The organism is Pseudomonas sp. ARP3, assembly GCF_001029595.1.
GTDB classification, from domain to species: domain Bacteria; phylum Pseudomonadota; class Gammaproteobacteria; order Pseudomonadales; family Pseudomonadaceae; genus Aquipseudomonas; species Aquipseudomonas rhodesiae.
In genome coordinates this window covers 95657-108583 of the sequence record NZ_LEKF01000022.1, presented here as the reverse complement: position 1 = coordinate 108583, position 12927 = coordinate 95657, and the positions used below count along the sequence as shown (strand labels likewise).

Genomic DNA, 12927 nt, shown 5'->3' with positions numbered 1-12927 from the left:
CGATTACATCGAGATGTTTTACAACCCAAAACGACGCCACAGTTTCAACAATCAGCTGTCACCGGTAGAGTTTGAAAAGCGTTACGCAGCGAGCCTGGAGAGTGTCTAGGAAACCCGGGGCGATTCATAATGTACTAAAAAGTCGTGGCTATTGATGTATCAGAATGGACTTTACTGGAATAAAAAAAGAGGCCGAAGCCTCTTTTTTTGGTTTCTACATACTTCAATGGAAGTCTATAGAAAAATAATTGGAGCGGGAAACGAGACTCGTATCTGGTGTCCTACTCATTGAAATGTAAGGGGTTTATTATCTTGCCGGGGCAGGAAAAGACTTGATTCTGGACTTGTTCTTGGGGCGTATCAAGGGCCAAGAACAGGTGGCTTTGGACTATGCGATTTGGTTCGCCCCCACAGGTAATTGGACGTAAGCGGCCCGAAGCCCATCACAGTCAATCAGCCGTACGCCTGCCGTGCCGGCCAGCTCTTTTTCTGCGAGCTGACTACTGAGCTAAGCCTTAACTCCTTGTGCCTTTACAGACAGGAAATTTGGAGCCCCCCCAGAACGAGAGTGTCAGATTTTTTGTGTGCGAGCGGTGATGGCGTACCGTGAGGCAGGCCTTCATTCGATAGTCGACACATCCCCTTTCCCGGGACTGATGAGCAAACCTCATGAAGCCTTGCCGATTTACCCGTCTAGTCCTCAGTCGTTAGCGCGCTTACTGTTCCCCAACGCAAGCTTGGGAGAACGAAATGCACAAGCGCACACTTGGCAACAGCACACTTGAAGTGTCGGCACTCGGCTTTGGCTGCATGGGTTTGAGCCATGGTTACGGCCCGGCGACGGACACTGCGCAAGCGATCGCGCTGATTCGTTCGGCGTTCGATCTTGGCGTGACTTTTTTCGACACCGCCGAGGTCTACGGCCCTTATCTGAACGAGCAAGTGGTAGGCGAAGCCCTGGCACCAGTGCGCGATCAAGTGGTGATCGCCACCAAGTTCGGCTTCACCTTCGGCGGCGACAATAAACAGCAGATTCTCAACAGCCGCCCCGAGCACATCCGGGTTGCTGTCGAGGGTTCATTGCGTCGACTCAAGACTGATTACATCGATCTGCTGTATCAGCACCGCGTCGATCCGGACGTGCCCATCGAAGACGTCGCTGGGGCGGTGAAAGATCTGATCAGCGAAGGCAAGGTCAAGCACTTCGGCCTGTCGGAGGCTGGCGCGCAGACCATTCGCCGTGCGCATGCGGTGCAGCCGGTCACAGCGCTGCAAAGCGAATACTCGCTGTGGTGGCGCGAGCCCGAGCAGGAGATCCTGCCCACGCTTTGGGAGCTGGGCATCGGCTTCGTACCGTTCAGTCCATTGGGCAAAGGGTTTCTCACCGGCACGGTGTCGGCGGAGGCCACTTACGGCAGCGACGACTTCCGCAGCATCGTCCCGCGTTTCAGCCAGTCGGCGCTGCAGGCCAATCAGGGCCTGGTGGTGTTGATCCGGCAGATCGCCGCGCAGAAACAAGCGACACCGGCCCAGATCGCGCTGGCCTGGCTGCTCGCGCAGGCACCATGGATTGTGCCGATTCCGGGCACGACCAAACTGCATCGCCTGGAAGAAAACCTCGGCGGCGCGGACATCACCCTAGACGCCGCCGAACTCAAGGCCATTGATACGGCGCTAGCGCAGATCCGCATCGAAGGCGAGCGCTATTCCGAGGCCCTCAAGGCGCGCGTCGGCCGATGAGCAACGATCACGATCCGCTACGGCGCACGGTGATCGCCGCACTGGCCAGCGCCCCGCTGCTGTCGCTCGCCGACACGCAAGGCGCCCGTGAAACACCGCGTTCCGGCTCGCGGATTCTGGTCGCGTATTTCTCGCGCTCGGGCAATACCCGCGTGGTCGCTGGGCTGATCCAGCGTGGACTGGGTGCCGATCTGTTCGAGATTCGACCCGCCCACGCCTACCCCGAGGACTATCTGCAAACCGTGGAACAAGCGCGCCAAGAACGTGACAGTGGCTTCGAACCCGACCTGCAAAACACGGTTCACGCCCTCAGCGACTACGACACGATCTATCTCGGTTTTCCGATCTGGGGTGAAACCGCGCCGCCGATCGTGCGCGCATTCCTCAGCGCCCACGACCTGACCGGCAAGACCCTCATCCCCTTCAACACCCACGGCGGTTATGGCTTGGGCAACAGCCGCAGTGTGCTGGTCAAGCACGCGCCGAAGGCCAAAGTGCTGGAAGGATTTGTGATGGAGGGTGAGCAGGAGCGCAAGACCATGGAACGCGTGAACGGCTGGCTGAACGATCACCCTCTCACGCATTAATCGAATTCTGTACGGAGTGACATCATGAAAATCCGCACGTTGGGCAATGGCCTGGAAGTGTCCGCCTTGGGTCTTGGCTGCATGAGCATGACTTCGGCTTACGGGCCGGCAGCCGACCAAGCCAGCATGATCAAGCTGATTCGTTCGGCCCACGAGCAAGGCGTCACCTTGTTCGACACCGCTGAAGCGTATGGGCCGTTCGCCAATGAAGAGCTGCTGGGCGAAGCCTTGCAGCCGATCCGCGAGCAGGTCGTCATCGCAACCAAGTTCGGCTTCGATATCGACCTGATCACCGGCGCACGTGGTGGCGGCACCAACAGCCACCCGGAGCATATACGCGCCGTGGCCGAAGCGGCGTTGAAGCGTCTGCGTACCGATTGCATCGACCTGTTTTATCAGCACCGCGTTGATCCCCAGGTGCCCATCGAAGACGTGGCCGGCACCGTCAAGGATCTGATCGCCGAGGGCAAGGTCAAGCATTTCGGCCTTTCTGAAGCGGGTGTGGAAACCATTCGCCGGGCGCACGCGGTGCAGGCGGTCACGGCGGTACAGAGCGAATATTCGCTGTTCTGGCGCGGCCCGGAGCTGGAATTGCTGACGGTGCTGGAAGAACTGGGGATCGGCTTGGTACCGTTCAGCCCGCTGGGCGCCGGTTTCCTCACCGGTCAGATCGACGAGAACACGCAGTTCGACGCGAGCGATTTTCGCAATTTCGTCCCGCGCTTTTCCCCTGAAGCGCGCAGGGCCAATCTGGCGTTGGTCGATGTGGTGAAAGCCGTCGCGCAACGCAAACACGCCACGCCGGCGCAAGTGGCACTGGCCTGGTTGCTCGCACAGAAACCGTGGATTGTGCCGATCCCGGGCACGACCAAACAACATCGCCTTGAAGAAAACCTGGGCGCGGTCGAGCTGCAATTGACCGGCGACGATCTGCGCGTGATCAACGAACAGATGGCGCAGATTCAGGTGCACGGCGAACGTCTGCCGGAGTCGGCACTGAAAATGACCGGACTCTGAGTCTGCCCAACGCGGCGCCATGTGCGGCGTCGCTTTCCCTGTTTGACCGGAGAACTAATCCGATGAACCGATTAATTGCGCCACTCGTTGCTTTGTCACTGATGGCGGCAGAGTCCCAGGCCGCCAGCGAAATCCGCATTACGCCAAACGGCTCGCAGCCCTCGGTCAAGGGCGCGGCGCAAAACTTTACCGGTACGGTGCGCGTTGATGGCCTGTTCAAAGGAGATGCGCCCGCGCGTATTGGCGGCGGCACGGTGACCTTCCAACCCGGCGCACGCACGGCGTGGCATACCCACCCGCTGGGACAGACGCTGATCGTCACCGCTGGCGTCGGCTACGTGCAGCAAGAGGGCGGGCAGCGTCAGGAGATCCGTCCGGGTGATGTTGTCTGGATCCCGCCGCACACCCGTCACTGGCACGGCGCTACGGCAGGCAACGGCATGACCCATATCGCCATCGCTGAGGCTGAGGATGGTAAGACCGTCACCTGGGCGGAACAGGTCTCGGATGGGCAATACGCCGGTAAATGAAGTTACGGAATGTGTCGAAGCTGCTCGACCGGCACGTTCGCGGCAAACCGCCACGCAACCTCAAGGCCCCGTAACAACAGGCCCGCACCGGGATTCCAGCGGTTATTGCAACGTCGACTCATGAGTTCTGCTCAGGAACCCATGCGCAATATCAGGGTTAATCGCCATAACCAACCTCCGTACGATTCAGCGACACCGCAGCGCCCTGCAAAGGATGGAGCCCTTCACGATGATCACTGACACCCGCAACAGCATTGCTCTCCCCACACTCATGGCGCTCTGCCTTGGCGTCGGGGCGATGTTCAGCGTCACCACTCAAGCAGCCGAGGCTTCGCCCACCATGACCAGCACACCCGCCAGCGCAGCCAGCTTGTCGAGCCAGCAACAAGCCATTCCACTGATCGCGGCGTTCATGGCGACCAGCGACATGCCCAGCCTCAACACGGCGCTCAACCAAGGGCTTGATGCCGGCCTGACCATTAGCGAAACCCGCGAAGTTCTTGTGCAGCTCTACGCCTACGTCGGCTTCCCGCGCAGCCTCAACGCCTTGAATGAATTGATGACCGTGGTACAGGCGCGCAAACAACGTGGCATCGATGATGCGCCGGGGCGTGAGCCGAGCCGGGCAATTCCGGTCGGGGATGAGCTACTGGCCGCGGGCACGGCGAATCAAACCAAGATCTCGGGCGCACCGGTCAAAGGCCCGGTGTTCGAGTTCGCCCCGGTGATCAACCGTTTCCTGCAAACCCACCTGTTCGGCGACATCTTCGAGCGCGACAACCTCGACTGGCAAAGCCGCGAACTGGCGACAGTCGGGGCGCTGGCAGCGACCCCGGGCGTGGAATCGCAACTGCGTTCGCACATGGCGGCGAGCCTGCGCGTCGGGCTGAGTGCGGCACAGTTGCGCCAGGTCACCGAGCTGCTTGAAAAGCATGGCGATACACAGACTGCCAAGCGGGCAAGCGCAGCGCTGACCCAAGCGCTCGCAACAGCGGGGAAATGACATGAAATCTGCAAAGCATTTACTGAGCGTCACGCTGCTGAGCCTGTTGGCGGCCTGCGCGAACCACTCCGAAGGCCCGCTGCTGATCCAGAAACAAGGCAGCTTCGCCGCAGGCGGAACGATGACCACGGCACCGGGCACCTTCAACCCGCGCCAACCGATGACGCCCAACGGCCAGACCTACCACGGCGACCACGCCTACGCGTTCTATCAAATCCCGGTGGACGCGCGAAAACTGCCCATCGTCATGTGGCACGGCGCGGGTCAGTTTTCCAAGACCTGGGAAACCACCGCCGATGGTCGCGAGGGTTTTCAGAACATCTTTCTGCGCCGCCACTACGGCGTCTATCTGATCGATCAGCCCCGGCGTGGTGATGCCGGGCGCAGCATGGTCGAGACCACCATCAAGCCTGTGCCGGACGAACAACTGTGGTTCAACCAGTTCCGCATCGGCCTTTGGCCCCGCTACTTCAACGGCGTGCAAGTGGCACAGGACGCCCAGACCCGCGAGCAGTTTTTCAGGGCAATGACGCCGAACACCGGGCCGTTTGACATGGGCGTGGTCTCCGACGGTGTGTCGGCGCTGTTCGACAAAATCGGCCCCGGCATCCTGTTTACGCATTCTCAGGGTGGCGGGCCGGGCTGGTTGACGGCGATCAAGAACGACAAGGTCAAAGCCATCGTGGCGTTCGAACCGGGCAGCAGTTTCGTGTTTGCTGACGGTGAAGTGCCGGCGCCGATCCCCAGCGCGTTCGACACGGTGCAAGGCGCAGCGGTGCCGATGGAGCAGTTCATGGCACTGACGCGCATTCCGATTCTGATCCTGTATGGCGACAACATCCCGGAACAGGCAGTCGATCTGCCCGCTCAGGACAGTTGGCGCGCGCGCCTGAAAATGGCCCGACTGTGGCGTGACGCGGTCAATCGCCACGGCGGTGATGTGCAACTGATCCACTTGCCGGAGATTGGCATTCACGGCAACACCCATTTCCCTATGTCGGATTTGAACAACGTGCAGATCGCTGGCCTGGTCGCGCAATTCCTCAAAGAGAAACAGCTCGACTGACCCAAATACTTTTGCAACTGCCGCCTTTTTTTGCTCAGGAGCTTCACGTGAAGAACACCCTCAAAGCCACGTTCATGTCGGCATTGGTCGGCCTCTCGGCAGGCGAAGCCTTGGCCGCCGACTACAAGAAGAACCCGTTCACCCTCGTTTACGACGGCGCCATCAGCAAAAACGAACCGGGCAAGGTCAACATCCATCCGGTGAGCTACAAGCTCAACGGCCTGGACGTTGCTGCCAACGTCTACACCCCGGCCAACTATGACGCGAAAAAGACCTACCCGACCGTGGTCGTCGCGCATCCCAACGGCGGTGTGAAAGAGCAAGTCGCCGGTCTGTATGCCCAGCGCCTCGCCGAACAGGGCTACATCACCATCACGGCCGATGCGGCCTATCAGGGTGCCAGCGGTGGTCAGCCGCGCAGCATCGATAAACCGGGGTATCGCATCGAAGACATTCACGGCATGGCCGATTTCATCAGCCAGTTCGCTGGCGCGGATGACAAGCATCTGGGCCTGCTCGGCATTTGTGGCGGCGGTGGTTATTCGTTGGCGGCGGCGCAAACCGACAAACGCTTCAAATCCCTGGCGACGGTGAGCATGTTCAACTCGGGTCGAGTACGCCGCAACGGCTACAACGACTCGCAAATGGACAGCATCCAGCAACGTTTGCAACAGGCATCAGCAGCCCGCGCGCAAGAAGCAGCGGGGGGCGCGGTGCTGTATTCGGGGGATGCCAACCTCACCGACGAGCAGATTGCCAAACTGCCTTTCCAACTGTATCGCCAAGGTTATGAGTACTACTGGAAAACCCACGCGCACCCGAACTCGACCTTCAAATACACCACCAGCAGCCTTATCGACCTGATGCGTTTCGACGCCACCGACCATATCGAGTTGATCAATCAACCGTTGCTGATGATCGCCGGCAGCAAGGCCGACAGCCTGTACATGACTCAGGATGCGTTCCCCAAAGCCACCGGTACCACCGACAAGGAAGTGTTCATCATCGATGGCGCCACCCACATTGAAACCTACTGGGTGCCGCGTTATGTCGATGCGGCGATCGGCAAACTGACGGATTTTTACGCACGCACCTTGTGATCAGCGCGCCAAGGGTCGCGCATCCGTGCGCGACCTGCTTTCATGGAATAATCAAGCGCTCCTCATGAGAGGTTCTCATCAATGTCCCGCCCCAATCTCAACGACCTGCAAGCCTTCGTGGTCATCGCCCGCGAAGGGAGTTTTACCCGTGCTGCCGCGCAACTGGGCGTTTCGCAGTCAGCGCTGAGCCACACTCTGCGGGCACTGGAAACCCGGCTGGGCGTGCGCTTGCTGACGCGGACTACGCGCAGTGTTTCACCAACGGAGGCGGGCCAACGCCTGTATCAAGCGATGGCGCCGCGCTTTGAAGAAATTGAACTGGAACTGGCTGCAGTCAGCGAGTTTCGCGACACCCCCGCCGGCAATGTGCGGATTCAGGCGTCCGAGCATGCGGCGAACAATATTCTCTGGCCGAAGCTGCTGAAGGTGCTGCCCGACTACCCGGACATCAAGGTCGAAATCACCGTCGATTACGCCCTCGCCGACATCGTCGCGCAGCGCTATGACGCGGGTGTGCGTCTGGGTGATCAGGTGGCTAAGGACATGATCGCCGTGCCGATCGGGCCATCGTTACGCATCGCCGTTGTCGGCTCGCCGCAGTATTTCCAGCATCGGCCCTACCCGATGGAACCGGGAGATCTGGCGGCGCACAACTGCATCAACCTGCGCCTGCCGACTCACGGCAGCCTGATGCAATGGGATTTCGAAAAGGATGGCCACGAACTCAAGGCCCGCGTCGAAGGCCAATGGACATTCAACAGCAGCGTGCCAATTCTGCGTGCGGCCGTGGCGGGATGTGGCTTGGCTTTCCTGCCAGAGGACATGGTGGTGAAGGAGCTTGCCGACGGTAGCCTTGTACGGGTGTTGGAAGATTGGTGCCAACCCTTTGCCGGTTACCATCTCTACTACCCCAATCGCCGTGAACATTCGTCAGCGTTTGGCGTTGTAGTTGAAGCGTTACTCTACAAGAGCTGAGTCATCGATCCTCAAGGCGTCTGAATTTTTCCCGCCCCCTCAAACCCTGAATCAGCAGATGATTTTGATCGACTGCGTCGGGCGCGACCGTCTGCAATGGGTGGTTTACTGTTGATTATGAATGGCAGCTATAGGCCCAGACACCCCCGACAATGCGCTTTTGCGTTCAAGTTTTATTGGCAACAGGACCAATGGCGCGGAGTAGGTTTTGGGGTCATCCGCGCTTTTCTTCCACTTCAGAAACCCAATAGCCAAAAACAGCGTATTCGCACCACCTTCCTCGAGATCAGTCCGCGCCTTTCGATAGAGCTCGACCAAGATGGCATCCAACTTAGTCTTTTCCAGGTTCGCTAGTACCTCACCGCGATCCAGCGCTTGCCGGGCCACCTCCTCCAAGAGGTTTTCTCTGTTTTGCTGCTCATACAACGCTGGGTCACGACCGCCACTCCTGAGGTCAGGCACCGGGACTACCCGGATACGCTTGCCGCTAGCTAGTAAATCCTCAAGCCCCGCAGGGTCCGGGCACATCAAACGAACACCTTTCGCGCTGTCCGGAAGGTGTAACAAGCGATTGCGCGTAGTGAGATCCAGCAACTTACGTTGCCACAAGATGAGCTTACCTGCGGCACCATTGGTCTCCACAACGATCTCAACGTCGAAGCCTGGCAACGACGGAGCCTCTTCTAACACTTCACGTTGCTGTGGCTGTTGTCCCGATTCTACGGGAACATCGTAAGCCGCTACGCTCGCCGAAAGTGGACGGATCTTTTGCATGCGCGCGCGATGTACATCAATTGCCATGACGAAGTCGTCATCGCTCAGTTGGCGCTCGGCAGCAGAAACGGCATGGCTAAAACTCGGAAACGGAGATTGCGTAGCTAATGTGGTTTCAAAAACCACGAGTTCCTTAAGATCGAGACGTTTACGAACGGCCGACGCTTCATCGGTCAACAATTGTGAGAATTCCTGAGGCTGTAGCCAGACTCCGGTGAATGCGTGCCCCTTGGTCATGATTACTAGAGGGTTAAGCCCGGCTTGCTCTAATGCCGCGGCAAACAACAGTGCGCTGTCCAAGCACGTGGCAACACCGTTTTCCAGAACCTGACTGGGCGTGCGGATTTTCTGCCCCTGCTGCTCAAAACTCGCCGGAGGCAGCGCATAGCTCAGCTTAAAGCTGCACACACCTGACCAGATAGCAGACGCAAGCTCCCAGGTCCGCGTGCGAGATTTTCCTTCATAGCCATCAATGCCATCTTTTTTCCTGCACCGCGTAGTACGTCTGACGCCGCCTTCAACAACCGATCGACGGCTGGATCGTTAGGCATACAGAAGGCCGGCAGTAGCTCTGGCATAGCATTGAGGCCACCCCACTCTGCCCGCGCCAAGAGCTCAGTCGGCAAGCGTTCTTCAGCAAGCAGCTCATCGCCCTGGAATAATCGCAATATTACTTCTGCGGCCAAGCTTTCGCTCAAACCAGCCAGGTAATTCGCATTTAGCCTGATATCGCGATCGCTAACGGTGAGTCGATCACCAGGACTGACCCGGTCGATGTGCCAAGTACGGGTTTCAACAAACTCAGGATCAGTGGTGAGCGTAAGTACTAAGCCCTGCTCAGGCACGTCTCCTTCGTTCCTGATACTAAGCTCACGCAGCAGTGGAACAGCGTTCTGGTGCGAGGCAAAGCCGACTTTTCGGGCGACAACCGCCTCGATCTTCATGCTCATCAACGTCTCCTTGAGCGATACGCCTGCATTCCTGGCAAAGGGAGGGCGGCTGGATATAGCGCCGAGGATACATTGCCTGAAAAGCATTCGCACCGAAAGCGAACGCAAACCGGATTTGAAGCGGGAGCGGCTGGTACTGGAGGCAACGACCTGCATGCACGTTACAATATCGGCAAGACACTACCCCAGGATCACGTCGCCCGGTAATTCCAACGCAACAATGATCCTTGGGGCTGCCGTAGCAGTGACTACTGGCCCTATCATTTTGTTGTTGATATAGATTTCAACGCCGGCATGTCCAAGCACCAAAAAAATAGTTTATGCTTTTCGACAAACCTACATTACCATACAGGAAGCAGCGCATTGTCAGAACCGCTCGCAATTTCTCCATTTCAACTAATCGATGCTGGAATAAAAATATCTCCATACTTCGGAGCGCTCATCTTGGCGATATACGTTCTAGGAAGAACGAATGCGCTTTTCTATATCGTATACCGTGGCCATCAAATTTTAGGGGGAGCAAAAGACTTTCATAGCAAGTCCGCCCAACGTCATTGGAAAGCGCATGAAGATTTCCAACGATTTAACCTGTGGTTCGGCATGAACCTCCGAACCTCACGTAATATGACAAAATTCTTGTCTTGGTTAGATCACCATGAATTAACTATCGAGGAACTCTGCCGTGCGCGACGCTACTTCAACGCAAACAAACTCGAATTTGCGATTCCTACACCGTGGCACCGGTGGACGATGCGCGCCAGCATCTTGGCAGGTATCGCAATACTGACTGAGGTCTGGGCGGTATTTGTCGATGCCAGACTGGCTTTTTACACCGTGAACAAAACCAAGACTAGTTTCTGGGTTGAAGAGAACCAAGCCAGGAGTTCTACCGGAAAAGCTTTGGATTGGCTCTCAGAATCTTGGATAATCGATACAGAATATTGCCTATTTTCCACAGATACCGCCCCGCTCGCCAATGAATGGGACAAAGAGGTTATCTGCGATCTGGTGTTGGGAAACCAAAATCCACAAATAGAAGAAGCCATTAAGTCTCAAAGATTCATCGCTGTAAGTGCCGGCATTCTGGGAGCGGCTTGGTTTATATTCTTGCTATTCATCGTTGACCGTGAGCGCAACGCTAAAGCACTGCTGCAAAAGGTGGACAAAAACAATACAGAGCCTACACTTTAGTCGTATATATTTTACGAAAGACAGCAACCAGACTCATTAACTATGGACAACCCATTTACTAGAAGCTAATAACAGACTTGATTATGGCCTAATGATAAATCCAAATGCAGTCACTCACAAAACGAAGCATGAAAATAATTCCCTCTTGAGGCGCGCAAGGAGGGTAACTTCAGGGCGCTGCTCGGTCATTTGATAAACCTTTTCTCGGCAATAATGGCAACACCAATCCGGTCTGCCAGAAATAGCACCGTGTCGAATATACTCGAATCCTTGGTCAAGCTGCGTAGCGCCCCCCCTGCGGGTGGAGCGCACCGTCAGGAATCCGGTCACCGAAGAGCACCACCGCACGTGCCGAATCGTCTTGTCACGACACCCAAGACAGCCCTCGCGCATCTGGGCATTGGCGGTGGATCGCCTCAGCCCATTTGTGCGTTGCGGGGGTATTGATCCTTCTCAGTGTCGATCAATTACCTGCGCGTGATTCCCCATTTACGGAGGGGGGACAGTGGACAGATCGACCAAGTGCAGCGGCTCCGTTTATGTCTTTCAGGTTAGCTTTGGAATACGCTTGGCTTTGGCCAAATCCTGAACAAGCCTGCCACACATCAGTGCGCGGCGGGTGAACCTGTACGACTCAGTTCGTCAGATACAGCTCTTAAGATATGTGCTCCTCGGTAAAAATGGCATATTATGCCAATGGTCGAAAAACCTGTTTGCCCAAAGCTGGAGCTAATTATGGCAACGCGAAACGTTGTGCTCACCCCTCACCAGGAACAGGTTATCCAGGACCTGGTGCAGTCCGGCCGTTATCAGAATGCCAGCGAAGTGATGCGAGAAGGTTTGCGCCTATTAGAACAGCGCGTCGCCGAAGACGCTGCCAAAATTGAGGCTCTGCGTCAGGCTACCTCGATCGGCATTATGGATCTTGAGCACGGGCGCTTCACTCAGTTGAACGAAGGGGAGCTGGAGCACTACCTCGAGGGCTTAAGTCTGGAGGCCACTCTCCCCGCGAGAGAGAAACACTGAGCATGCCGCAGTATCGGATTTCCAACGCGGCGCGCGCCGACATTGTCGACATCCTCAGGCTCTCCCAGACGCAGTTCGGCGATCAAGCACGCCAGCGCTACCAGGCGCTGATCCTCGCGGCGCTTCAAGCGATTGCCGATACGCCTTATCGCATTGGCAGCCACGACCGCGATGAGCTTGCGCCGGGCCTTCGCAGCTATCACCTCATCTATTCACGCCAGCAGGCTAAACACCCCCATGGAACGGTCAAAAGCCCGCGCCATGTCGTGTTCTATCGCGTGGCAAACGACGACGTGATCGAGGTCGTCCGACTCCTTCATGACGCCATGGAGGTCCAGTTGCACCTGCCCAACGACTGATTACCGACCTGGCCCAACGGTTTAACTGACCATAAACGACGAAGGTAAGGCGTCGCCCTCTACACCTCAACCTGAGCGCCCTCGCTGTCAGCCGATTCGGCGGCCAATTGAAGTGGGAGGTTCTGGGTCCGACCGGCCTGTCGAGACCCACGACCACAAACACGATGTTCAACTTTGTGTACCACTTTCGATGCTGAACAACCGTTTCTTAGGCGTTCTCCGTGGCCAGGCGCCTGGCATTACGCTCCAACTGCCGATGGACACGCGGATCAATGCCCCTGGCGACCTGTGCCCGCGCAACATCACGCAGCGCCCGAGCATTTCGCAAGATAACTTCAGGATAGGTACCGAGCGAAATACGGGGTTGCTTATCCGCCCAGGAAAAGCGGAAGTGCCAGCACTTGGCGCCTTTGGTATTTACGAAAAGGGCAAGGCCGTTGTAGTCAGGGAGGGTGTATTCCTTTGCACGGGGTTTGGCATGCCGGACTGCAGTGTCTGTGAGAGCCATCTTACAATCTCCGTCTCGTTTGAATAGAGGAGATTTGTACGGTTTCCAGTGAGGTGAGTACCACGAAAAAGCGATTTATCAAATGCCGAATTGATGTACTA

Annotated in this window: 13 protein-coding genes and 1 pseudogene; 12 read left to right on the top strand and 2 right to left on the bottom strand. The window is 57.2% G+C overall.

Features of this window, described 5'->3' with window-relative positions; genetic code table 11:
* The 9 genes from ABX75_RS29215 to ABX75_RS22230 form a co-directional block, all read left to right on the top strand.
* On the top strand, positions 1-109 hold a 109-nt coding region (locus ABX75_RS29215; RefSeq protein WP_138762977.1), incomplete at its 5' end, for an IS3 family transposase.
* A 641-nt stretch (positions 110-750) separates the two neighbouring features.
* A complete protein-coding gene (locus ABX75_RS22265; protein WP_047882668.1) occupies positions 751-1740 on the top strand; it encodes an aldo/keto reductase in 990 nt (329 codons plus the stop codon).
* Positions 1737-2327 (top strand): flavodoxin, encoded by a 591-nt coding sequence (locus ABX75_RS22260; RefSeq protein WP_047882667.1) that lies wholly within the window; start codon positions 1737-1739, stop codon positions 2325-2327. The genes ABX75_RS22265 and ABX75_RS22260 overlap by 4 nt, the downstream gene beginning before the upstream one ends.
* Positions 2328-2351: 24 nt before the next feature.
* Positions 2352-3344 carry an aldo/keto reductase gene (locus ABX75_RS22255; protein WP_047882666.1) on the top strand — a complete coding sequence of 331 codons (993 nt, stop codon included), beginning with the start codon at positions 2352-2354 and terminating at the stop codon, positions 3342-3344.
* A gap of 62 nt (positions 3345-3406) precedes the next feature.
* Positions 3407-3874, top strand: coding sequence for a cupin domain-containing protein (locus ABX75_RS22250; protein ID WP_047882665.1), 468 nt, complete (start codon positions 3407-3409; stop codon positions 3872-3874).
* A gap of 229 nt (positions 3875-4103) precedes the next feature.
* A complete protein-coding gene (locus tag ABX75_RS22245) occupies positions 4104-4877 on the top strand; it encodes a carboxymuconolactone decarboxylase family protein (RefSeq protein ID WP_047882664.1) in 774 nt (257 codons plus the stop codon).
* A 121-nt stretch (positions 4878-4998) separates the two neighbouring features.
* Entirely contained in the window at positions 4999-5943 is a 945-nt protein-coding gene (locus ABX75_RS22240; protein ID WP_177329705.1) for an alpha/beta fold hydrolase, read from the top strand.
* A 47-nt stretch (positions 5944-5990) separates the two neighbouring features.
* The gene (locus tag ABX75_RS22235) at positions 5991-7043 is read left to right on the top strand and encodes an alpha/beta hydrolase (RefSeq protein ID WP_047882662.1); all 1053 of its coding nucleotides are present in this window, start codon (positions 5991-5993) and stop codon (positions 7041-7043) included.
* Positions 7044-7124: 81 nt separating this feature from the next.
* Complete coding sequence (locus ABX75_RS22230; protein WP_047882661.1) at positions 7125-8018, top strand: LysR family transcriptional regulator; 894 nt, start codon at positions 7125-7127, stop codon at positions 8016-8018.
* A 138-nt stretch (positions 8019-8156) separates the two neighbouring features.
* On the opposite strand, the pseudogene ABX75_RS22225 reads toward ABX75_RS22230, so the two are convergent.
* Positions 8157-9742: pseudogene (locus ABX75_RS22225) on the bottom strand (DUF4011 domain-containing protein); the annotation flags it as partial.
* A 363-nt stretch (positions 9743-10105) separates the two neighbouring features.
* On the opposite strand from ABX75_RS22225, the gene ABX75_RS22220 reads away from it, so the two are divergent.
* The 3 genes from ABX75_RS22220 (at position 10106) to ABX75_RS22210 (ending at position 12318) form a co-directional block, all read left to right on the top strand.
* Positions 10106-10933 (top strand): DUF6216 family protein, encoded by an 828-nt coding sequence (locus ABX75_RS22220; RefSeq protein ID WP_047882660.1) that lies wholly within the window; start codon positions 10106-10108, stop codon positions 10931-10933.
* Between the two features lie 735 nt (positions 10934-11668).
* Positions 11669-11959 carry a type II toxin-antitoxin system ParD family antitoxin gene (locus ABX75_RS22215; protein WP_047882659.1) on the top strand — a complete coding sequence of 97 codons (291 nt, stop codon included), beginning with the start codon at positions 11669-11671 and terminating at the stop codon, positions 11957-11959.
* 2 nt (positions 11960-11961) lie between these two features.
* Entirely contained in the window at positions 11962-12318 is a 357-nt protein-coding gene (locus tag ABX75_RS22210) for a type II toxin-antitoxin system RelE/ParE family toxin (RefSeq protein WP_047882658.1), read from the top strand.
* Between the two features lie 208 nt (positions 12319-12526).
* Here ABX75_RS22210 and ABX75_RS22205 read toward each other — a convergent pair whose 3' ends face one another.
* Complete coding sequence (locus ABX75_RS22205; protein WP_047882657.1) at positions 12527-12826, bottom strand: Arm DNA-binding domain-containing protein; 300 nt, start codon at positions 12824-12826, stop codon at positions 12527-12529.
* Positions 12827-12927: the final 101 nt, after the last annotated feature.